At 70.9% G+C, this 21,096-nt stretch carries 21 protein-coding genes; 6 read left to right on the top strand and 15 right to left on the bottom strand.

Annotated elements, in window-relative coordinates; all coding sequences use genetic code 11:
* Positions 1-4: 4 nt before the first annotated feature.
* Both leuC and EOD42_RS06800 read right to left on the bottom strand, forming a co-directional pair.
* The gene (gene leuC, locus EOD42_RS06805; protein WP_127786759.1) at positions 5-1,372 is read right to left on the bottom strand and encodes a 3-isopropylmalate dehydratase large subunit; all 1,368 of its coding nucleotides are present in this window, start codon (positions 1,370-1,372) and stop codon (positions 5-7) included.
* Positions 1,373-1,450: 78 nt separating this feature from the next.
* Entirely contained in the window at positions 1,451-2,608 is a 1,158-nt protein-coding gene (locus EOD42_RS06800) for an MFS transporter (RefSeq protein ID WP_164867816.1), read from the bottom strand.
* Positions 2,609-2,708: 100 nt separating this feature from the next.
* Here EOD42_RS06800 and EOD42_RS06795 point away from each other — a divergent pair, with 100 nt between their 5' ends.
* Together EOD42_RS06795 and EOD42_RS06790 are read left to right on the top strand one after the other, a co-directional pair.
* Positions 2,709-3,272, top strand: coding sequence for a TetR/AcrR family transcriptional regulator (locus EOD42_RS06795; RefSeq protein ID WP_127786757.1), 564 nt, complete (start codon positions 2,709-2,711; stop codon positions 3,270-3,272).
* 38 nt (positions 3,273-3,310) lie between these two features.
* Positions 3,311-4,285, top strand: a complete 975-nt coding sequence (locus tag EOD42_RS06790) for a Bug family tripartite tricarboxylate transporter substrate binding protein (RefSeq protein ID WP_127786756.1) — start codon at positions 3,311-3,313, stop codon at positions 4,283-4,285.
* Between the two features lie 32 nt (positions 4,286-4,317).
* Here EOD42_RS06790 and yghU read toward each other — a convergent pair whose 3' ends face one another.
* Together yghU and EOD42_RS06780 are read right to left on the bottom strand one after the other, a co-directional pair.
* Positions 4,318-5,217 carry a glutathione-dependent disulfide-bond oxidoreductase gene (yghU, locus tag EOD42_RS06785; protein WP_127786755.1) on the bottom strand — a complete coding sequence of 300 codons (900 nt, stop codon included), beginning with the start codon at positions 5,215-5,217 and terminating at the stop codon, positions 4,318-4,320.
* Positions 5,218-5,317: 100 nt separating this feature from the next.
* Positions 5,318-6,163 (bottom strand): DMT family transporter, encoded by an 846-nt coding sequence (locus EOD42_RS06780; protein WP_164867815.1) that lies wholly within the window; start codon positions 6,161-6,163, stop codon positions 5,318-5,320.
* Between the two features lie 71 nt (positions 6,164-6,234).
* Here EOD42_RS06780 and EOD42_RS06775 point away from each other — a divergent pair, with 71 nt between their 5' ends.
* Complete coding sequence (locus EOD42_RS06775; RefSeq protein ID WP_127786753.1) at positions 6,235-7,275, top strand: quinone-dependent dihydroorotate dehydrogenase; 1,041 nt, start codon at positions 6,235-6,237, stop codon at positions 7,273-7,275.
* Positions 7,272-8,135 (top strand): TIGR01459 family HAD-type hydrolase, encoded by an 864-nt coding sequence (locus EOD42_RS06770; protein ID WP_127786752.1) that lies wholly within the window; start codon positions 7,272-7,274, stop codon positions 8,133-8,135. Before EOD42_RS06775 ends, EOD42_RS06770 begins: the two co-directional genes overlap by 4 nt.
* 143 nt (positions 8,136-8,278) lie before the next feature.
* On the opposite strand, the gene EOD42_RS06765 is transcribed toward EOD42_RS06770, so the two are convergent.
* On the bottom strand, positions 8,279-9,775 hold the full coding sequence (locus EOD42_RS06765; protein ID WP_127786751.1) for a flavin monoamine oxidase family protein: 1,497 nt from the start codon (positions 9,773-9,775) through the stop codon (positions 8,279-8,281).
* Complete coding sequence (locus EOD42_RS06760) at positions 9,772-10,842, bottom strand: isocitrate/isopropylmalate dehydrogenase family protein (RefSeq protein WP_127786750.1); 1,071 nt, start codon at positions 10,840-10,842, stop codon at positions 9,772-9,774. Before EOD42_RS06760 ends, EOD42_RS06765 begins: the two co-directional genes overlap by 4 nt.
* Before the next feature lie 102 nt (positions 10,843-10,944).
* Between EOD42_RS06760 and EOD42_RS06755 the strand changes: the two genes are divergently transcribed.
* Entirely contained in the window at positions 10,945-11,913 is a 969-nt protein-coding gene (locus EOD42_RS06755) for a Bug family tripartite tricarboxylate transporter substrate binding protein (RefSeq protein WP_127786749.1), read from the top strand.
* A 231-nt stretch (positions 11,914-12,144) separates the two neighbouring features.
* Here EOD42_RS06755 and EOD42_RS06750 read toward each other — a convergent pair whose 3' ends face one another.
* From EOD42_RS06750 to EOD42_RS06710, 9 genes are all read right to left on the bottom strand, one after another.
* Positions 12,145-13,293 carry a mandelate racemase/muconate lactonizing enzyme family protein gene (locus EOD42_RS06750; RefSeq protein WP_127786748.1) on the bottom strand — a complete coding sequence of 383 codons (1,149 nt, stop codon included), beginning with the start codon at positions 13,291-13,293 and terminating at the stop codon, positions 12,145-12,147.
* Positions 13,290-14,252 carry a Bug family tripartite tricarboxylate transporter substrate binding protein gene (locus EOD42_RS06745; RefSeq protein ID WP_240655017.1) on the bottom strand — a complete coding sequence of 321 codons (963 nt, stop codon included), beginning with the start codon at positions 14,250-14,252 and terminating at the stop codon, positions 13,290-13,292. Before EOD42_RS06745 ends, EOD42_RS06750 begins: the two co-directional genes overlap by 4 nt.
* A gap of 46 nt (positions 14,253-14,298) precedes the next feature.
* Entirely contained in the window at positions 14,299-14,568 is a 270-nt protein-coding gene (locus EOD42_RS06740) for a hypothetical protein (protein ID WP_127786746.1), read from the bottom strand.
* Between the two features lie 91 nt (positions 14,569-14,659).
* The gene (locus tag EOD42_RS06735; RefSeq protein ID WP_127786745.1) at positions 14,660-15,382 is read right to left on the bottom strand and encodes a cold-shock protein; all 723 of its coding nucleotides are present in this window, start codon (positions 15,380-15,382) and stop codon (positions 14,660-14,662) included.
* Between the two features lie 97 nt (positions 15,383-15,479).
* Positions 15,480-16,736, bottom strand: a complete 1,257-nt coding sequence (locus EOD42_RS06730) for an NAD(P)/FAD-dependent oxidoreductase (protein ID WP_127786744.1) — start codon at positions 16,734-16,736, stop codon at positions 15,480-15,482.
* Complete coding sequence (hpxZ, locus tag EOD42_RS06725) at positions 16,733-17,131, bottom strand: oxalurate catabolism protein HpxZ (protein ID WP_206020278.1); 399 nt, start codon at positions 17,129-17,131, stop codon at positions 16,733-16,735. The genes EOD42_RS06730 and hpxZ overlap by 4 nt, the downstream gene beginning before the upstream one ends.
* 43 nt (positions 17,132-17,174) lie before the next feature.
* Positions 17,175-17,666 (bottom strand): CinA family protein, encoded by a 492-nt coding sequence (locus EOD42_RS06720; protein ID WP_127786742.1) that lies wholly within the window; start codon positions 17,664-17,666, stop codon positions 17,175-17,177.
* Between the two features lie 9 nt (positions 17,667-17,675).
* Positions 17,676-18,104: a phosphatidylglycerophosphatase A family protein gene (locus EOD42_RS06715; RefSeq protein ID WP_127786741.1), complete on the bottom strand. Its 429-nt coding sequence runs from the start codon at positions 18,102-18,104 to the stop codon at positions 17,676-17,678.
* Between the two features lie 46 nt (positions 18,105-18,150).
* Positions 18,151-20,112 (bottom strand): lytic transglycosylase domain-containing protein, encoded by a 1,962-nt coding sequence (locus EOD42_RS06710; protein ID WP_127786740.1) that lies wholly within the window; start codon positions 20,110-20,112, stop codon positions 18,151-18,153.
* A gap of 86 nt (positions 20,113-20,198) precedes the next feature.
* Here EOD42_RS06710 and dapA point away from each other — a divergent pair, with 86 nt between their 5' ends.
* Positions 20,199-21,089, top strand: a complete 891-nt coding sequence (gene dapA, locus EOD42_RS06705) for a 4-hydroxy-tetrahydrodipicolinate synthase (RefSeq protein WP_127786739.1) — start codon at positions 20,199-20,201, stop codon at positions 21,087-21,089.
* Positions 21,090-21,096: the final 7 nt, after the last annotated feature.

Genomic DNA, 21,096 nt, shown 5'->3' with positions numbered 1-21,096 from the left:
GTCATCAGAACCCCCTGACGTCGACGAATTGCCCGGCGATGGCCGCGGCCGCCGCCATGGCGGGGCTGGCCAGATGCGTGCGCGCCCCGGTGCCCTGGCGGCCCACGAAGTTGCGGTTGCTGGTGGAGACGCAGCGCGCGCCCGACGGCACGCTTTCCCCGTTCGCGGCCACGCACAGCGCGCAGCCGGGTTCACGCCATTCGAAGCCTGCTTCCAGGAAGCGTTCGTGCAGCCCCTCGGCCTCGGCGGCGTGCTTCACGGCCTCGCTGCCCGGCACCACCCACGCGGTGACGTGATCGGCCTTGCGCCGGCCCCGGATCACCTCCGCCGCCGCGCGCAGGTCGGACAGGCGCGAATTGGTGCAGCTGCCGATGAATACCCAATCCACCTTGGTGCCGATCAGCTTCTGTCCGGGCTGCAGGCCCATATAGTCCAGCGCCTTGGCATCGGCCGCATCCGGCACATGGCCGGTGATGGGCGCGGTCTGCGCGGGGCTGGTGCCCCAGGTGATCTGGGGCGCGATCTCCTCCATCGGGATCAGGTGGTCGGCATCGAACACCGCCCCGGGGTCGGAGGGCACATCGCGCCAATCGGCCAGCGCCGCTTCCCACAACGCGCCCTTGGGCGCGAAGTCCCGGCCCTTGATCCAGGCGAAGGTGGTCTCATCCGGTGCGACCATGCCGATCTTGGCGCCCATCTCGATCGACAGGTTGCACAGCGTCAGCCGTTCCTCGACCGAGAGCGCCCGCACCGCGCTGCCGGCATATTCGATGGCATAGCCGGTACCGGCCGCGGCGCCGAGGCGACCGATCGCGGCCAGGATCATATCCTTGGCGGTGACGCCCGCCGGGCGCTCGCCCTCGAAGCGGATCCGCATGGTGCGCGGCCGGCGCTGCGGCAGGGTCTGCGTCGCCAGCGCATGGGTCAGCTCGCTGGCGCCGATGCCGAAGGCCAGACACCCGAGCCCGCCATTGGTGCAGGTGTGGCTGTCGCCGCAGGCCAGGGTCAGGCCCGGCAGCACGATGCCCAGTTCCGGCGCCATGACATGCACGATGCCGTGGCCCTTCTGGCCGATGTCGAAGAAATGCGCGCCGGTCTGCCGCGTGGTGTCGCGGAGCGAATTCACCAGCAGCGCGCCGCCGGCGAAGGTCTCCCCATCGCGGCCGGGGCGGGAGGAGACGGCATGGTCCGGGGTCGCGAACACCTTCTCGGGCTCGGCGATGCCGTGGCCGGCCTCAACCACCTCCCGGATCGCGCGGCCGCCCGAGAGGTCGTGCAGCAGAACCCGGTCGAGATACAGCAGCGACCAGCCTTCCCCGAGATCAGCCACCACGCGGCTGTCCCAGATCTTGTCGAACATCGTGCGTGGCATTGGTGCCCTCGCCTTTCTTGGAACGGGGGCATTTTGCGCGGGGCGGGGCAGGAGGCCAAGGCCCCCTGTCCGGACAAGTTATCGCCGCCAGGCCGTCGCCAGCGCCGTGGCCCCCAGTGCCGACAGACCCAGCAGATAGCCGCAGATCGCCGGCACCAGCCCGAACTCTCCCGCCGCCAGCCCGCCCAGCATGGCCGGCACGCAGAAGGCCAGATAGCTGATGACATAGAAGGCCGAGAGCAGCCCGGCCCGGCCCTCGGCCCCGCCCAAGGGCATGACCCAGCCCATGACGCCCAGGAAGGACCCGCCGAAGCCCAGCCCCGCTATGGCGCTGCCCAGCGCGATGACGGGCATCGAGCCCAGCGCCACGCCGGCCAATACCACCAGCGGCCCTATCGAGAGGCAGAGGGCGCCGAGCCGCAGGATCTGGCCGGTATGCAGCCGCCGCGCCACCCGCGTGCCCAACAGCCCGAACAGCGTGAGCAGCGACACCGCCCCGGCACCGACCAGCGCCGAGGAACTGCCGGTGGCGGCCCGCAGCAGCGAAGGCATCAGCGACAGGTACAGCCCGCCCGTGGCCCAGACGGTCACGATGATGGGCGTGCCCAGCAGCAACGGCCGGCGCGCGGCCTCGGGGATGGCGATGCGCGGCAGCAGGGCGGCCAGTGGCGGGCGGCGGGGGTGGCGAACCGTCTCCGGCACCCGGGCCAGCAACAGCAGCAGCCCCAGGCAGGCCAGCAGCATCAGCACAAAGACCAGCCGTGTCGGGAAGGGCGCGAACTGCACCAGCACACCGGTCAGGACGATGCCGACCGTCAGGCCGAACAGCGGCGCCATGCTGTTCAGGCCCGGGCCGCGGCTGGGGCTGCTGTCCATCAGCGCGGCACCGAAGCTGCTGCCGGCGATGCCGGTGGAAATGCCCTGCACGATGCGCGCCGCCAGCAGCATGGGCACGCCGTCCGCCTCGATGAACAGCGTCAGGCTGAGGATCTGCAGCACCAGCGCCAGGGCGATCGCGGGCCTGCGGCCCAGATGGTCGCCCAGGCTGCCGAGCGTGAGCAGCGAGGCCAGCAGCGCCACCGCATAGATGCCGAACACCAGCGTGAGCGTCAGCGGCGAGAAGCCCCAGGCCTCCTGATACAGCCGGTAGATGGGCGTGGGGGCGGCGCCCAGCGCGAAGAAGGTGATCAGCCCCGCCGCGTGATAGGCGGTGGCGCTGGAGGACGAGAGGGGCATCGGACGGCCTAACGCAAAGGATTTGCGTTTATCTGGGTGCGCCGCACAAAACTTAAAGCAAAGAATTTGATTTTGTCGAGCGACATGCCATGTGAGGCCCATGGTCAGGAAAGAACAGCTACGGCCCGGGGGGCGCAGCGCGCGGGTGCAGGCCTCTGTGCATCAGGCGGTGCGCGCCCTGCTGGCCCGGCATGACCGGGCGGAGATCACCTTCCCGATGATCGCGACCGAGGCCGGGGTCACGCCCTCCACCCTCTATCGCCGCTGGGGAGAGCTGTCGGAACTGCTGGCGGATGTGGCGGTCGAGCGCCTGCGCCCCGACACGCCGCCCACCGACACGGGCACGCTGCGCGGCGACCTGGAGGCCTGGGCCGAGCAGATCGCCGATGAATATGCCTCCACCCCCGGCCAGGCGATGCTGCGCGACGTGCTGGCGGCCAATGCCTCCGGCGAGCAGGCCTTCCAGTGCTGCGTCTATCTGCGTGAGGCGCTGGACACGCTGACCCTGCGCGCCCAACTGCGCGGCGAATTCTCTCCTGGCACAGAATCGCTGATCGACGGGGTGATGGCCCCCATCATCTACCGCATCCTGTTCCTGGGCGCCCGGCCGGACGAGGCGCATGTGAAAGCCCTGGTTTCCAAGGCGCTTCACGGCTTGGCCTGAAGGCTGCCGCCCGCTACTGCTTCGCGCAGGAGGAAACCATGATCCATCTCGCCCGCCGCGCCCTGCTGGGCGCGCCGCTCGCGCTGCCGTCGCTGGCCCGCGCCCAGACCCCCGTGGCCCGCACCGCCCGCATCCTGGTGGGCTTTCCCGCCGGCGGCACGGTCGATGTGGTCGCCCGCATGCTGGCCGAGAAGCTGCGCGGCAGCTGGGCGCCGCAGGTGGTGGTGGAACAGCGCGTCGGCGCCGCCGGCCGCCTGGCGATCGAGGCGATGCAGCAGGCCGAGAATGACGGCACCACCCTGCTGATCACGCCCGCCAGCATGGTGACCATCTATCCGCACCTGTATGGGGACCGCCTGCGCTATGTGCCGGCGCGCGACCTGACGCCGATCTCACCCGTGGTGCTGTATCCCTTCGGCCTGGCGGTGGGCCCGGGTGCCGCGGGCGTGAACAGCGTGGCCGACCTCGTGACCTTCGCGAAGCAGCGCGGCGGGCTGCATTATGCCTCGCCGGCCGCGGGCTCCATGCCGCATTTCGCGGGGGTGGTGCTGGGCAAGGCGGCGGGCATCGAGGTCTCTCACGTGCCGTATCGCGGCGCCGCGCCCGCCATCGCGGACCTGCTGGGCGGGCAGATCCCGGCCTCCTTCAACGTGATCGGCGACCAGACGGAGCATGTGCGCGCCGGCCGCCTGCGCATGCTGGCCCACACCAACGCCACCCGCCTGCCGCGCCTGGCGGAGGTGCCGACCTTCATCGAGGCGGGCTTCCCGCAGCTGTCCTTCGACGAGTGGTTCGGCATCTTCCTGCCCGCCCGCGCGCCCGCCGCGCTGGTATCGGCGCTGAACGGGCTGCTCGGGCAGATCAGCCAGGACGCCGATCTGAAGCCGCGCCTTGAGGAGCGCGAGTTCCTGGCCGCCCATATGGGCGCCGATGCCTTCGCCAGCCGCATCGAGGCGGAAACCCGGACATGGGGCCCGATCGTGCGCGACAGCGGCTTCCGGCCGGAGGAGTAAGGCGCCGGGGCCAGGCCCCGGCGTGAGCCGCCTCAGCCCAGCTTGTCGGCCGTCCTGGTGGCGAAGTCGGCGGCGTCGTGCCGCTCATGCAGCTGGCCGGAGGGCTCGCCCCAGGCGCGGTTGACCATCTTGCCGCGCTTCACCGCCGGGCGGGCGGCGATCTCCGCCGTCCAGCGCCGGACATGCGTGTAGCTCTGCAGGTCCAGGAAGGTCGCGGCATCGCCGTAATACTCACCGAGCGCCATGCCCCCGAACCAGGGCCAGGCCGCGATGTCGGCGATGGTGTAGGCATCGCCCGCCAGAAAGCGGGTTTCCGCCAGGCGGCGGTCCAGCACGTCGAACAGGCGCTTGGTCTCCATCGCGTAGCGGTCGATGGCGTATTGGATGTGCATCGGCGCATAGGCATAGAAATGGCCGAAGCCGCCGCCCATGAAGGGCGCCGATCCCATCTGCCAGAACAGCCAGTTCAGGGTCTCGGCACGTCCGGCCGTATCGGCGGGCAGGAAGGCATTGCCGAACTTCTCGGCCAGATAGAGCAGGATGGAGCCGGATTCGAACACCCGGACCGGCGCGCCGCCGCCCTTCGGGGCGTGGTCCATCAGGGCCGGGATCTTGGAATTGGGGTTGGCCGCCACGAAGCCCGAGCCGAACTGGTTGCCGTCGATGCGCAGCAGCCAGGCATCGTATTCCGCCCCGGCATGCCCGGCTTCCAGCAGCTCCTCCAGCATGATGGAGGCCTTCATGCCGTTCGGCGTGGCCAGGGAATACAGCTGCAGCGGGTGCTTGCCGACCGGCAGCTCCTTGTCATGCGTGGCGCCCGCGATCGGGCGGTTGGTGCCGGCGAAGGCGCCGCCATTGCCCGGCTCCCAGCGCCAGACCTTCGCCGGCTCATAACCGGCCGGCAGGCTTTCAGCGGGGTTTCTCGATGCCATCGGATCACCTCATTCAGGTCGCGTGTGCGGAATGCTCGGGCAGCATCTGGGGGCGACCGGGGCGGTGATAAGGCTGGCGGCGGCATTTTTGCCGCGGGCCTCAGCGCCTGACCGCCCGCTCGCTCATCACGCAGGCCACCACCACCACCACGCCGCCCAGCACCAGCATCGCCTCGGGCGGCTTGGCAAACAGGAACCAGTCGAAGCCGATCGACAGCGGCAGCACGATGAATTCGAAGGGCGCCAGCCGCGCGGGGGTCGCGTGGCGGAACGCCGCGGCCAGCGCGACCGTGGCGGCCCCCGCCAGCACCCCGTTCACCGACAGCGCCAGCAGGTCCGTCACGGGCGGCATGGACAGTTCCAGCGCCACCACCGGCGTGGCCACCGCCAGCCCCAGCACGGCGGGCCACAGGATCAGCCGGGCGAAGCCGCCCTCGGTGCGCAGGCGGCGGTTGATCGTCACGACGATGGCATAGGTCAGCGTGCCGGCCAGCGCCGCGGCCACCCCCAGCAGGCTGGCGCCACCCGCCAGCTGCGGCCCCACCGCCAGCATCACGCCGCCGAAGGCCACCCCGCACCAGGCCCAGGCGGAAGCCGGCACGGGCTCCTTCAGCCACAGCCGGGTGATGGCCAGGATCATGAAGGGCGCGGTGAAGAAGATCATGTAGCCATGCGCCATCGGCAGCAGGCGGAAGGTGTGGAAGAACAGGATGCCCGACCCGAAGGCGCTGACCGCGCGCAGCAGGTGCAGCCAGGGGTGCCGCGTGGCCAGCGGACCGCCCGCCCCGGGCATGACGGCCCGCACGGCCAGGATCAGCCCCACCAGCACGGCATAGCGGAAGAACAGCGCATCCATGGCGCTGTAGCGGCCTGACAGCATTTTGCTGTTCGCATCGAGCATCCCGAACAGGAAGATGCCGAGCATCAGATAGATGGGTCCCCTCACGCCCCGCCCATAGCAGGTGATGGCGGTTGCAGGCTTCCCCAGCGGGCGCGTCTCTGGCATGCCCGGCGGCGATGACCCCCGCCCTTGCCTCCGCCCTCATGCCGCTGATGCGGCTGTTCGATGCCGAAACCGCCCATGGGCTCGCGCTGAAGGCGCTGGGCCTGGGCTTGGCCGGGGGCAGCGCCCCGGACCGGCACGCCGCGCTCGCGACCACCGTGATGGGGATGCGCTTCGCCAACCCCATCGGGCTGGCGGCGGGCTTCGACAAGGCCGCCACCGCCGTGGTGCCGCTGCTGAAGCTGGGCTTCGGCTTCGTGGAGGCCGGCACCGTCGCCCCGCAGCCGCAGCCGGGCAACCCGCGCCCGCGCATGTTCCGGCTGGAGGAAGACGCGGCCGTCATCAACCGCATGGGCTTCAACACCCAGGGGCTGGCGCCCTATCTGGCGAATGTGAAGGCCCTGCCGCGCCCGCTGCCCGGCATCTTCGGCGCCAATATCGGCGTGAACAAGGAAGGCGGCGACCCGGTGCGGGACTACCCGGCGCTGTATGCCCAGCTCGCCCCCTTCGCCGATTACGTGACCATCAACATCTCCTCCCCCAACACCCCGGGCCTGCGCGACCTGCAGGGCGAGGAGGCGCTGGCCCGCATCCTGGATGCGATGCCCGCCCGCACCGTGCCCTTCCTGGTGAAGCTGGCGCCCGATCTGGCGGATGAGGCCCTGCCCGGCATCCTGGACGTGTGCATCGCGCGCGGCGTGGCCGGCATCATCATCAGCAACACCACCATCGCCCGCCCCGCGACCCTGCGCTCGGCCCAGGCGAAGGAGGCGGGCGGCCTGTCGGGGCAGCCGCTGTTCGAGCGCAGCACCGAAGTGCTCCGCGCCGCCTATCGCCACGCCGCCGGCCGGCTGATCTTCATCGGCGTGGGCGGGATCGCGACCCCGGAACAGGCCTATGCCAAGATCCGCGCCGGCGCCTCGCTGGTGCAGCTTTACACGGGGTTCGCCTATGGCGGGCCGGCGCTGGTGCCGACGCTGCTGGACGGGCTCGCCCGCCTGCTGGCGCGCGACGGGCTGACCAGCATCGAACAGGCGGTGGGAGCCGATTCGTGAAGATCATCGAGAGCATCGCCGAGACCTTCGGCGACTATGACGGCTATGTGCTGGACCTGTGGGGCGTGGTGCATGACGGCCGCAAGCCGTACCCCGGCGTGCTGGAGGCCCTGGCCGCCATGAAGGCCGCCGGCAAGCGCGTGGTGTTCCTGACCAACGCCCCCCGCCGTTCCTGGTTCATCGACAACATGCTGGCCGGCATGGGCATCCCGCGCGACGTCTATGTCGGCACCATGTCCAGCGGCGAGGCCACCTGGCTGACGCTGAAGGCCCGGCAGGACCCGCGCTTCGTCGGCCGCGCCTTCCATATCGGCCCCGAGCGTGACCTCTCGGTGGTGGAGGACGGCGCCGCCGAGCTGGTGCCGAGCCCCGAGGTGGCCGACTTCCTGCTCAACACCGGCCCCGACCCCGACCACGGCAGCAAATCGGCCGAGCCCTACCGCCCGGTGCTGAAGCGCTGCTTCGACGCGCGCCTGCCCATGGTCTGCGTGAACCCTGACCGCCATGTGATGGTCCAGGGCGAGAAGCTGATCTGCGCGGGCTCGCTGGCGGATGTGTACCGCGAATTCGGCGGCGAGGTGCTGGAGATCGGCAAGCCCGACGTCAGCGTCTACGGCCCCACCCTGGCGCTGCTGGACGGCATTCCGAAGCATCGCATCGTGGCCGTGGGCGACACCCCCCACACGGACCTGATGGGCGCCGAGGCCGCGGGTATCGACGGCCTGTGGGCCATGACCGGACTGTTCGCCAACGCCCATGGCCAGGATGCCTCGGCCGAGACGGTGGCCCGCCTGGCCGCGGCCGAGCATGTCAGCCCCAAGGCCGCGCTGCGCGGGCTTGGGGTCGGGATGGGGCAGTAGGGCGCACTGGGGGCTTCGCCCCCGAACCCCCAGCCAGGGGCGCTGCCCCCGGCACCCCCGCCAGGAGCCTGGGGCCCCTGGACCCCCATCAATATCTGAAAGTTTGGGGAAGGGACAAAGGGGGGCAGAGCCCTTGGCGGGGCTCAGGGGCGGAGCCCCTGCTCCCCCACCTTCCCCAACCCCGCCCAGGCGCTCGCCACCGCGCCTTCCTGCCACCCGGGCAGGGCGCTGAGCCAATCTCCCGCCAGGATCAGCCGGCCTTCGGGCGCGGTCAGCCGCGGCAGCGCGGCCTCACGCGCGCCGGGTGGCCATTCGGCCCAGGCGGCGCGTGCCCAGGGCATGCGGTTCCAGGCGACGGAGACCGGGGCGCGCGCCAGATCAGGCAGTTCGGGGTGGATCGTGGCCAGCTCGCCCAGGGCCAGGTCGGCACGCTGCTCGGGCGGCAGGGCCGCGAAGCGCAGCACCTTCTCCTCCTCCCAGATATAGGCGCCGACCATGACGCCGCGCACGGCATGGAAGCCGTGGGAGGGATACCAGGCCTGGGTCACGGTCTTGCCCGGCAGCCAGGAAATCCCGCCATACAGCCCCTGCCATTCCCAGAAGCGCGGGGCCTCGATGGCCAGCTTGGCCGATGGCGCCTGCGGAACGGCCGCCAGCGCATCCCGCCGCTCGGGTGACAGCCCCGGCAGCGCCGCCAGGATGGGCGCCGGCAGGGTGGCGATGACGATATCACCCTGTTCGGTTCGGCCATCGGCCAGGCGCACGATGCCCTGGGCCGGGTCGATGCCGGTGACGGGTGTGGTCAGCCGCACCGCGAAGGGCGGCAGGGCGGCGGCCAGGGCGGCCGCGATGCGGTCCATTCCGCCCACGGGCGCCAGCATGGTGGCGGCGTAGTTCACGCCCTCCGCGAAGTCGGCGCTGGCCCATAGCGACGGGTCCGACAGCGCGGCCAGCGACAAGGGTTCACGCCGGCGGCCCTCGGTCATGCCAGGTGTCTCGGCCCAGCCGGCGCGGGAAGTGCCGCGATACCGCCCCTGCCGGTCCAGCGCGCCGAAATTGCGCAGCATGGCGCGCAGGCGCTCGCGCTCGGCGTCCGTCACGGGGGCGTCCAGCAGGCCCGCGCCGAGCGCCTTGGTCGCCAGCTCCGCCACCACCCCGCGCAGGTCGGCCTTCACCTGGCCCAGCGCATGGTCCTGGATGCGGGCGGCGCGGTTCTCATTGACCAGCACCTCCAGCCGCACGCCCAGTTCCCGGCAATAGCCCAGGATACCCTGGTGATGATGCGGGATGCGCGCGGGCCCCGCGTTGAAATACAGGCCGCTGTCGCGGGTGAAGGCCACGGTCTGGGCGGGGCCGCCATCCTCGCGCACCACGTCGCCCGCGCGCAGCGTCAGCGAGCGCCCGCCCAGGCGCGGCGAGGCCTCCAGCACCAGCACCTCGGCACCCGCGCGGTGCAGTTCCAGCGCGCTGACAAGCCCCGCGATGCCCGCGCCCAGCACCAGGGCACGCTTGCCGTCCAGCCGGGGCAGCGCCGGGCGCGGCGGCATGGCGGCGGCCGGCGACAGCGCGCCGAGCACCGCCAGCGCCGCACCGGTGCCCGCCGCGGCCGCGACGCCCTGCAGCAGCGCCCTGCGGTTCACTTCAGATGTTCGATCACGGCATCCGTCACCGCCTTGGTGCCGGCGGGGCCGCCGATGTCCGGGGTGCGCAGCCCGGCGCCGAAGGCCTTGTCGACCGCCGCGCGGATCTCGGCCGCCGCATCCCGGCAGGCCTGGCCGCCGTCCCGCGTCACGGCCAGCCAGTCCAGCATCATGGCCCCCGAGAGGATCATGGCGGTGGGGTTGGCGATGCCCTTGCCCGCGATGTCGGGCGCCGTGCCGTGGCTCGGCTGGAACACCGCATGGGCGTCACCGATATCGGCGCTGGGCGCGAAGCCCATGCCGCCGATCAGCCCCGCGCCCAGATCGGACAGGATGTCGCCGAACATGTTCTCGGTCGGCAGCACGTCGAAATCCCAGGGGCGTCGCACGAAATCCAGCGCCATCGCATCGACGTAGTGGCTGCCGAAGGCGATGTCGCGGTTCTCGATCGCCACTTCCTCGAAGATCGAGCGCATATAGGCGAAGGCGCGGAACACATTGGCCTTGTCCACCAGCGTGACGCCGCCGCCGGGCTTCTTGCGCTGCCGGGCGAGTTCGAAGGAGAAGCGCGCCAGCCGTTCCGTCGTGGGCCGCGTGATGCGCAGGATCTCCTCGGCGAAGCCGCCCGTCACCACCCCCTTGTCGCGGGAATAGAACAGCCCCTCCGTGCTTTCGCGGATGATGACCAGGTCGATCTCCGCCGCGCGCGGGTTGGCCAGCACGGTGGCCAGCCCCGGAATGGCGCGGATCGGCCGCACCCCCGCATACAGCCCCAGCCGGAACCGCAGGTCGAGCTGCGGCGCGATCTCCGTGCCGTCCGCCATGCGGATGCCGGGCCAGCCCATGGCGCCGAGCAGGATGGCATCGGCCTGGGCGGCGCGCTCAAACACCTCCTCGCTCATGGCCTCGCCGGTTTCCTGATAGGCGAAGGCGCCTGCCTTCAGCGTCGTGAAGCGCATGCCGATGCCGTGGCGCTCCGTCACGTGGCGCAGAACGGCGAGCGTCGCGTCCGTCACTTCCACGCCGATGCCATCCCCGGGCAGCACCGCGATGTCGAGCCGGTTCATGTGATCCCCCATTTGCGTTTCCGGCTGGGGAGCCTGCCCATGACGGGTGGTGCTGGCAAGTTTGGTGGGGCAATCTGGGCGCAACGAACACTGGAGGAAGCCATGCTCATCACCCGCCGGGCGGCGCTGTGCGCGCCTGCCCTGATCGCAGCGCCAGCGCTGGCACAGGAGGATTTCCCGAACCGCCCCGTGCGGATGCTGGTGCCCTTCCCGCCCGGCCAGGCGGCGGATGTGTTCGCGCGCGTGGTGGCTGATCAACTTTCGGCGCGCTGGCCGCAGCGCGTGGTGGTGGAGAATCGCGCGGGCGGGGCCGGCGCGGTGGGCATGGAGGCCGTGGCCCGGGCGCCCGCCGACGGCTACACGCTGGGCATCGGCACCTCCGGCACCATCGGCATCAACCCTTCCGTCGTGCCGCGCCTGCCCTATGACGCGCAGCGCGACTTCGCGGCGGTGACCAACATCTTCATGACGCCGCTGTGCATCATCGTGCACCCCGGCTTCCAGGTGCGCGACATCGAGGGGCTGGTGCCGTTCCTGAAGGCGAACGAGAACTTCCCCTTCGCCTCCGCGGGGCCGGCCACCAGCCAGCACATGACGGCCGAGATGTTCGCCCACCGCGCCGGGGTGAAGATGGCGCATGTGCCCTATCGCGGATCGGGGCCGGCGATCGCGGACCTGATCGCGGGCAACGTCCAGCTGATGTTCGACAGCACCGCCAGCGCCCTGCCCCATGTGCGCGACGGCCGCGCCCGGGTCCTGGCCGTGACGACGGCGCGCCGCATCGAGGCGATGCCCGATGTCCGCACCCTGGCCGAGACCATCCTGCCCGGCTTCGACGGCGCGGGCTGGTCCGGCATCGTGGTTCCGGCCGGCACGCCGCCCGCGATCATCCAGAAGGTGAACCGCGACGTTGTGGCCATCCTGCGCGACCCGGCCGTGGCGGGGCGCATCAACGCCATGGGCGCCGTGCCGGACCCGACGACGGCGGAAGGCTTCGCGGACTTCATCCGCAACGAGATCGCGAAGTGGGGCGAGGTCGCCCGGTTGGCGAATGTGCGGTTGGAGGGGTGAGAAGCCTGGGGCGCTGCCCCAGACCCCGGCAAGGGGCGCCGCCCCTTGCATCCCCGCCAGGACCGTAGCGGCCCTGGGCCCCGGGGATACTGGCACACAATCTCTATATGATTGATTTTTATGATAAAATTTTCACTCCCCTTTCCAGGAGAGGCACCAAACTCATATCAGGTGCAGGAGATATTATCTCCTGCCGGGGGTCCAGGGGGCAGCGCCCCCTGGCTTGCATCCTCACCCGAGGCGCGGATCCAGCCATGGCGCCGCATGCACCTGCCACGGCTCGCCGCCTTCCTCCAGCACCAGCCCTAATCCGGGCGCATCCGGCACCGCCGCCTCACCCTGCCCGAAGCGCAGGGACGCCCCCCGGCACAGGGTGAAGAAGCGCTCCGTCTCACCGAACTGCACTTCCAGCGGCAGCAGGTTGGGCAGGGTGGCGCAGGCGTGCAGGGAATGCGCGTGGCAGACCGGGCCCGTGGGATTGTGGGGCGCGATCTCCACCCCGGCCGTCAGGGCCAGGGCGGCGATGCGGCGCATTTCCTCATGCCCGCCGCAATGCTTCATGTCGGGCATCAGCACGTCATAGCAGCCGGTCTCGATCAGGGGCCGATAGGCGGCCAGTCCCGAGAGCGTCTCGGCGCCGGCCAGCCGCATGCCGCGCTCATTGGCCATGCCGCGCAGGCGGCGGATCTCGGCGTGGTTGGCCTCGGCCACCGGGCATTCCAGCCAGAACAGGCCGAGCGGCGCCACGTCACGGATCAACCCTGCCGCGCCGCCGGGCGAGAAGCGCCAATGCGCATCCACCATCACGTCGATATCGGGACCGACCTCCTGACGCACGGCGGCGATGCGGGCCAGCCCTTGGGCATAGCCGGCGCGCCAGGCGGGGTCGGCCGCGTCCTCCCACACGATCGGGTCGAAGGGCGCGAGCTTCACGGCGCGGAACCCGGCATCGAGCGCCCGGCGCGCGGCGGCGGCGAAGCCCTCGGGCGTGCGCGGGTTGGTGCCGCGGTTGATGTTGGCATAGAGCGGGATCGCCTCTCTCAGAGCCCCGCCCAGCAGCGCATGGATGGGCTGGCCCAGCGCCTGGCCCGCGATGTCCCACAATGCCTGCTCGATGGCGGAGAGCAGGGTCTGCGCCACCAGACCGCCCGGCGCATGCGGCAGCAGCCGCGCGAGCCTGTTGCGCGCCAGCGCGGGCCGGCCGACCAGCGCGGGCGCGATGCGCCGGGCCTCGGCCTCCAGCAGCCCCTCCTGATTGGCCAGCGTGCATTCGCCGAGGCCCGTCAGCCCCGCATCCGTGCGCAGCAGCACGAAGCACCAGTTGGTCTTGGGCGTGACCGCGACGCCATGGAACTCCAGCGCGGTGATGGTCGGGCTCATTCAGGGCGGATCCCGGCCTGATCGGCCAGCCGGCGCCATTTGGCCACATCGGCCCGGACGCGCTCGGTCAGCGTCGCGGGGTCACTGACCACCAGCGTGCCGCCGATGGCGGCGATGCGGCTGCGCACCTCGGGCAGGGTCGCGATGCGGCGAAGCTCCGGCAACAGGCGCTGGCCGATGGCGGGCGACAGGCCGGGCGGGCCGAACAGCCCGTTCCAGGCCAGGGTCTCATAGCCCTCCAGCCCGCTTTCATGCAGCGTCGGCACATCGGGCGTGCCGGGCCAGCGCTCGCGGGAGGTGACGGCCAGCAGGCGCAGGTCTCCACGCGCGATCAGCGGCTGGATGTTGACCAGGTTGGCGATGAGGATGGGCGTGTCACCGGCCTGGGCCGCCTGGGCCATGGCGGCCGCGCCGCGATAGGGCACATGGGTCAGGTCGAGCCCCGTCATGGCCTTGAACAGCTCCATCGAGAAATGCGCCGAGGAGCCGGGCCCGGCCGAGGCGTAGTTCACGCTGCCTGCCGGGCGCGCACGCAGCAGCCGCAGCAGTTCCGGCACGTCGCGCGCCGGCAATTCCTTCGGGTTCACCGCCAGCGCATTGGGCCCCGTGACCAGCAGGGAGATGGGCGTGAAATCGGCCGTCAGGTCATAGGGCAGGTCACGGTACAGCGCGCCGTTGATGCCGTTGGACCCCGCATTCCCCAGCAGCAGCGTCGCGCCGTCCGGCGCGGAGCGATAGACGTGCTCGACCCCGATCCGCCCGCCGCCGCCGGCCCGGTTGTCCACCGGGAAACCCAGGTTGAACACACGTTCAAGCTGCATGGCGAAGACACGCGCGGTGGTGTCATTGCCGCCGCCCGCACCGTCCGGCACCACGATGCGCACGGGCCGTTCAGGCCAGGCGGGCTGCGCCAGCGCGGGTGTGGCCAGCAGGGTGGACAGCAGGATGCGGCGTTGCATGGACATCTCCCGTATTTCGTTGACCGGGAGAGTAATGCCTGCGCGATTACTTGCCAGTGGGTCGCGCGGCGGGAAACGGCGCATAGGTGATGGGCGGGCCCGGCGCCACCGGCAGCGGGTCCGGCCGGCAATCGGGCCGAAGCGGCCCGCAATCCCAGCGATGCGCAGAGGGGCGGCCCGTCAGGGTGCCGCCCGTCTCATACCGGCATTGGCACAGCCGGCCGGCCATGCAGGCAAGCTGTCCTTCCCGCGCCGGGCCGCAGGCGGGCTGGGCCTGTGCCGGCACCGCAGCAAGTAGAAGCAAGAACAGCCACATGGCCCAAGCCTGCGGCCGCGCGGTTAACCGCGCATGAAAAAGGGCCCTGGCCTTGCGGCCAGAGCCCCTGCTTTTCAGCCTGGAATGCGGCTCAGCGCATCGTCACGGCCTGACGGCCGCGGTTGCCGTCACGCACGTCCAGCTCCAGCTTCTCGCCCTGCTGCACGTCGGCGCGGCCGGCGCGCTGCAGCACGGAGGAATGCAGGAACACGTCCTGGCCACCGTCTTCCGGGGTCACGAAGCCGAAACCGCGGACGTGGTCGAACCACTTCACGGTGCCGCTGACCGAGTAGGTCGGGCCGCTGTCCATGTCACGACGCGGCGGACGGTCACCGCCGAAGTCGCGGCGCGGCGGACGATCGCCGAAGCCACCACCACCGCCGCCGTAGCCGCCCGGGGCGCCGAAGTCACGACGGGGGGGACGATCACCGAAGCCGCCCGGGGCGCCGAAATCACGGCGGGGCGGACGGTCGCCGAAGCCACCGCCACCGAAGTCGCGGCGGGGGGGACGGTCACCGAAATCACGGCGAGGGGGACGGTCACCGAAACCGCCGCGGCCTTCCGGCAGGCCGGGGCCGCGCTTCACCTCGACGATGCGGGTGACGAGGCGGCGACCCATGCGGTCGGAGCCGATCTCGCACACCAGCGTGTCATCCGTCACGGGCGGGGGGTCGATGCCTGCATCGGCCAGGGCCGAGGCATGGAAGAAGACGTCCTGTCCATCGGGACCGAGCACGAAGCCGAAGCCTTTGCGCCCGTTGTACCACTTCACCTTGGCTTCGAGCGCCTCGCCCTGGGGCATATTGTCAGACACGTTGATGATCTACCTGAAATCAGTCATGCGCGAGGGGCACGATGCCACACGCAACGCGAAGTATGGCACCGGCTTTGTCCGATTGCGAGTAATTTTCTCAATCGAACCGGCGAGGACTGAAAGCCGCGGCCCCCGGCGGGTTTTCGCCCAAAAGAAAGGCAGCCGCGAGTGCCGCGCTGGCCGGTCCGCCGGCCAGCCCGACATGCCCGTGGCCGGCATTCAGGATGACGTCCGCGCAGCCCTTGGCCGGCCCGATGCAGGGCAGACCGTCGGGCATGGAGGGGCGGTGGCCGAGCCAGACCTTCACACGTTCCGCGGGCATGTCGGCCGGCAGGCCCGGCAGCATGCGCAGCAGATGGTCGCGCAGGATTTCCGCGCGCTTCCAGTTGGGTTCCGCGTCCACGCCCGCGATCTCGACCTGGCCCGCGCAGCGCAGCCCGTTCTTCGTGCGGATCACGCTCATCTTGCCGTCGAAGGGCATCATGGGCGTGCGGGGCTCCACCTCGGGGGTTGAGATTTCCGCATGGTACCCGCGCTCGCTCTCGATGCGCAGGGTCTCTCCGGCGGCCGTCGCCAGGGCCTTGCTGCGGGCGCCGGCCGCGATGATGGCCTTGTCGGCCGCGATCTCGCCCTGGGTGGTCAGCACGGCCTTCAGCCGCCCGCCCTCGATGCGGAAGCCCGTGGCCCCCGCCTGCACGAAGCGCGCGCCCAGTGCCTGGGCATGCGCCACCACCGCCGCGACATAGGCGCCGGGGTCGGAGCAGCTGGCCCCTTCCTCGGTCAGGATGCCGAAGGTGTAGCGGCGGGCGAGCTCCGGCTCCCGCTGGCGCAGCTCATCCTCGCCCAGCTCCCGCCAGGTGCAGCCCACCTCGCCGCGCAGCTTCCAGGCCAGGCCCTCGCTCTGGAACTGGGCGCGGTCGGCGTAGACATACATCAGCCCCTTGCGCTCGATCAGGTGCTCCACCCCGGCCTCGCGCGCCAGGGCCAGGTGTCGGGCCGGGCCGTCCTGCAGCAGGCCGCGCAGGGCGCGGGCGGTGCCGCGCACCTTGTCCTCGGTCCAGCCGGCCCACAGATAGCGCGCGAGCCAGGGCATGACCTTGGGGAAATACGACCAGCGGATGGCCAGCGGCCCCAACGGGTCCATCAGGAATTTCGGCACCTTCTTCCACAGCCCCGGCAGGGCGGGCGGAATGACCGAGAGCGGGTTCAGCCAGCAGCCGTTGCCATAGCTGGCCGCCTGCTCGCCCCCCGGGGTGCCGGGGTCGAGGATCGTGACCTGGAAGCCGCGCTTCAGCGCCTCGATGGCGGTGGCCGCACCGACGATGCCGGCGCCGATGATGACGACGTGGCTCATTTGCGCTGCGTCGCCACATCGGCCTCGGCCAGGATGGACACATGGGCCGAGACCACGCGCCAGCCCTCCGGCATGCGCGCCATGATCTTGGTCTCGCGGCCGATCAGGCCGGTCTCCACGCGCTCATAGACCAGGTGGGTCGCGGCGAAATCATCGCCGAAGGTCACGATATGGACGTTCTTCTGGATGCGCTTGGCATAGCGCGCGATCGAGGCGCGGAACGCCTTGATCGCCTCATGCCCGTACAGGATCTCCGTGATGCCGAAGCGCACGGTGCGCGGATCGGCCCAGAAGATGCTGTCCAGCACCTCGGTCTTGTTGTTCATGAGCGCGTCCTCGTAGCGATCGAAGACGGCGCGGACCTCGGCCTGGATGGCGGGATTGTCGAGCTGCATGACGCCAGCGTAACCGGTTACGCCGGCGTTTGGGGAGGGGGCTTCAGCCCTCCATCTGCTGCCTGACCAGCCCCAGCGCCGCATCGACCGTGGCGGCGCGCACGGCCTCCCGGTCCCCAGGGAACACCTGGCGCAGATGGATGGTCGCCCTGCCCTTCCGCGCCGCGGCCATGTGCACCAGCCCCACGGGCTTGCCCGGGCCGCCGCCGCCCGGCCCCGCGATGCCCGTGCAGGCCACCGCGATATCGGCCCCGCTCTCCCGCAGGGCGCCCTCGGCCATGGCGCGCGCCACGGGCTCCGACACCGCGCCGAACTCCTTCAGCATCGCGGCCGGCACGCCCAGCACCTTCTGCTTCATGCCGTTGGAATAGGTGATGAAGCCGCCCAGCACCGTGGCGGAACTGCCGGCGATCGCGGTCAGCGCGCCGCCGATCAGCCCGCCCGTGCAGCTCTCGGCGGTCGCAAGCGTCAGGTCGCGTTCCTGCATCTGGGCCAGCAGGGCGGCGGTCTCGGTCAGGGTGTTCGGGTTCAGCATGCCCAGAGGCTACAGCGAAACCCCGGCCCATTGCACACCCAGCAGGATCACCCCCGCGAAGATGCCGGCCACGATGTCGTCAGCCATCACCCCCACCGGCCCATGCACCCGGTCCGCCCAGCCCACCGGCCCGGGCTTCGTGATGTCGAACAGCCGGAACAGGGCAAAGGCCAGCAGCACCCCGAGCCAGGAAAACTCCGGCAACGCCGCCAGCGCCAAGGCCTGCCCCGCCCCCTCGTCGATCACCACCCAGCCCGGATCCTGCTTTGCCTCCGGCAGCCGCCGCAACGCCGACAGCCCCGCCATCAGCAACACCAGCGCCAACAGCGCACAGAACGCCGGCCCCAACAGCACCGCCGGCAACACCAGCGCACTGCCCCAAGTCCCCGGCGCCGGCCGGATGAAGCCGACCCCGCCCATGGAGGCGATCCACTTCATGGGGTGCACACCGGGGGCCTTGCCCCCATGCAGCGGAGCGTCCCCATCAGCGCAGGTACTGCGTCATCGGGTGCGGCATCGCCTGGCCGGCCAGGGCGCGGTAGACGACGACGTTTTCCAGGACGCGCTGCACGTAGTTGCGGGTTTCCCCGAAGGGGATCAGTTCCAGCCATTCCAGCATGGAGATACCGTTGCCGCGCGGGTCGCCGAAGGTCTGCAGCCATTCGTCGACGCGGGCGGGGCCGGCGTTGTAGGCGGCGATGGCCAGGGGCCAGTGGCCGCCGAAGCGGTCGATCATCTGCCCGATATAGGCGGAACCCAGGCGCATGTTGTGCTCGGGGCGCGCCTGCAGCCAGGCCAGCTGGTGCGGCGTGTTGATGCGGCGGGCCACCTGGGCGGCGGTGGTGGGCAGCAGCTGCATCAGGCCGCGGGCGTTGGCGCCGCTGACGGCCTCGGGGTCGAAGTTGCTTTCCTGGCGGGTAATGCCCTGCACCAGGGCCGGGTCCACCGAAAGGTTCTGCACCGGGAAGGGGCTGGGCCAGCCCTCAGGCAGCAGCATGGCGCCCGAGGCACCGGCGCGGCGCGCCACCCAGACCGGGTTTTCCGGGCGGCCTGTGCGCGCCGCGAGCTGGATGGTCGCCGTGCGCTCCCAGGGCTGGGTCGCGCTTTCCACCAGGCTCAGCAGGAAGGCGCGCGCCCTGCGGCCTTCGCCCATTTCCGCCAGTTGCAGCACCACGCGGGACAGCTCACGGGAATTGAAGCTGTTGGTCTGCGCGGCGGTGGGCGCGGGCGGATGGACGGCGCGGATACGGTCGTTCAACCGCTGCGGCTGCTCACCCAGCGCGACGGAGGCAAGTTGCCCATAGAAGGCCACGGGGAAGCCGGCGGCCTGGTTCAAGGCGGCGCGCGCCTCGGCCTGCTGGCCGGCGCGCAGCAGCGCCAGGCCGCGCCAATACTGGCTGCGCGCCTGGGTGATGGCGCTCTGGCTGCCGTCGGAGACATGGGCGAAGTGCTCGGCCGCCTCGCGGGGGGCGTTCATCCGCATCATCAGGATGTAGCCGGCCAGGAACTCGGCCTCCTGCCGGGCCTCGCTGGGGCCGGGCTGGCCGTGCTGGGACACCAGCTCATAGGCCGTGCGGTCGTCGTTCAGGCGCAGCGCGCGGCGGGCCTGCAACTGGCGCTCGTTCCACACGGCGCGCGCCGCCTCTGGCGTCAGGTTCTGCTGGCTGGCGGCACCGGCGGCGAAGGCCTGGGCCGCCTGGCTGTCCTGGCCGCGCGTGCGCAGGGCGCGGGCGCGTTCCAGCGTGGCACCGGCGCTGCTGGCCGCCAGCGCCGCGCCGTTGTTGGGGTCCCCGCCCTGCGCATAGGAAATCCAGAGCTGGGCCAGCTGCTGCCGGGCCGGGTCCAGATAGGTCACGACGCGGCCGGCCGAGGTGAAGTCCCGCGCGAAGGCCAGGCGCTGGAACCGCGCCCAGTGCAGGTCCGTGTTCAGCGCGGACGCATAGTTCTGCAGGAAGGTCGGTTCGTTGACGGCATCGCCCGGGGTCTCCGCCCAGCCCCGGCGCGCGGCGTCCTGAGCCTCGCGGCCGCGGCCGGCGCGCGCCAGGGCGTCGGCATAGCGCATGGCGGCCGACAGGCCACGGGGCGGGCGGGTGGCGAACCAGCGCAGGGCCACGCCGTCATCGGGGCTGGTGTCCAGCAGGGATTCCATGTTGCGCGCCAGCGCGTCCTGCAGGGGCCAGTCGGGCGCGCTCTCGGCGAAGGCCAGGATCTCGGGCGCGGTGGCCGGCGCGTTGCGCGCGGTCAGCCGCATCCACAGCAGCACCTTCTGGATCAACGGATCGGCGCGGTCGGCATTCGCCTGGGCTTCCGCCCATCGGTTCTGGCTGGCCGCGACCAGGGCCAGCCGGCCGGCCTCTCGCGGGGTCTGGGCATAGGCCTCCCCCATCGGCGGAAGGGCGGCCGAGAGGGCCGTCAACAGGGGAAGGCTCAACAGCAATGCGCGCATGGCACCTATCTAGCCTCTCATGCACGCTTGTTGGAGGGCTTGCCCGGGTCTATCTCACTCGTTCTTCTCGGGAGAAAGTCACGACGATGTCGCTCAGCCGCTTCCAGGGGTCCATGACGGCCCTCATCACGCCCATGACGGCCGATGGCGCGCTGGACGAGAAAGCCTTCGTGGATTTCGTCGAGTGGCAGATCGCCGAGGGCACCGAATGCCTGGTGCCCGTGGGCACGACGGGCGAAAGCCCGACGCTTTCCCATGACGAGCACAAGCGCATGGTGGAGCTGGCGGTGCAGACCGCGCGCGGCCGCGTGCCCGTGATGGCTGGCGCCGGCAGCAACAGCACCGCCGAAGCCATCGATTTCGGCCTGCATGCGAAGTCGGTGGGCGCTGACGCCCTGCTGGTCGTGGCCCCCTATTACAACAAGCCGACCCAGGAAGGCCTGTACCTGCACTTCCTGGCCATCGCCGATGCGGTGGACCTGCCGATGTTCCTGTACAATGTCCCCGGCCGGTCGGTCGTGGACATCATGCCGGAAACGATGGGCCGGCTGGCGAAGCACCGGAACGTGGTGGGTGTGAAGGACGCGACGGCGAACCTGACGCGCCCCTACCACCAGCGCCGGGCCTGCGGCGAGGACTTCATCCAGATCTCGGGTGAGGACCACACCATCATCTCGCACCTGGCCGCCGGCGGGCATGGCTGCATTTCCGTCACCGCCAACATCGCGCCGCGCCTGTGCGCGGAGATGCATCGCGCGTGGCGCGGCGGCCAGCTGGCCGAGGCGATGCGCATCCAGGAACGCCTGATCCCGGTGCATGACGCGATGTTCGCCGAGACCTCGCCCGGCCCCGTGAAATACGCCGCGAGCCTGCTGGGCCGCGGCACCGATCATTGCCGCCTGCCGCTCTCCCCTGTCAGCGCCGCCGTCAAGGAACAAGTGCGCGCGGCCATGGTGGGCGCCGGCCTGCTGAACTGAGGACGCC

Origin of the sequence: Rhodovarius crocodyli (assembly GCF_004005855.1) — a bacterium.
Lineage (GTDB): Bacteria > Pseudomonadota > Alphaproteobacteria > Acetobacterales > Acetobacteraceae > Rhodovarius > Rhodovarius crocodyli.
Note: the sequence above shows the minus strand (reverse complement) of the source record. Positions and strands in the feature narration are given on the sequence as shown.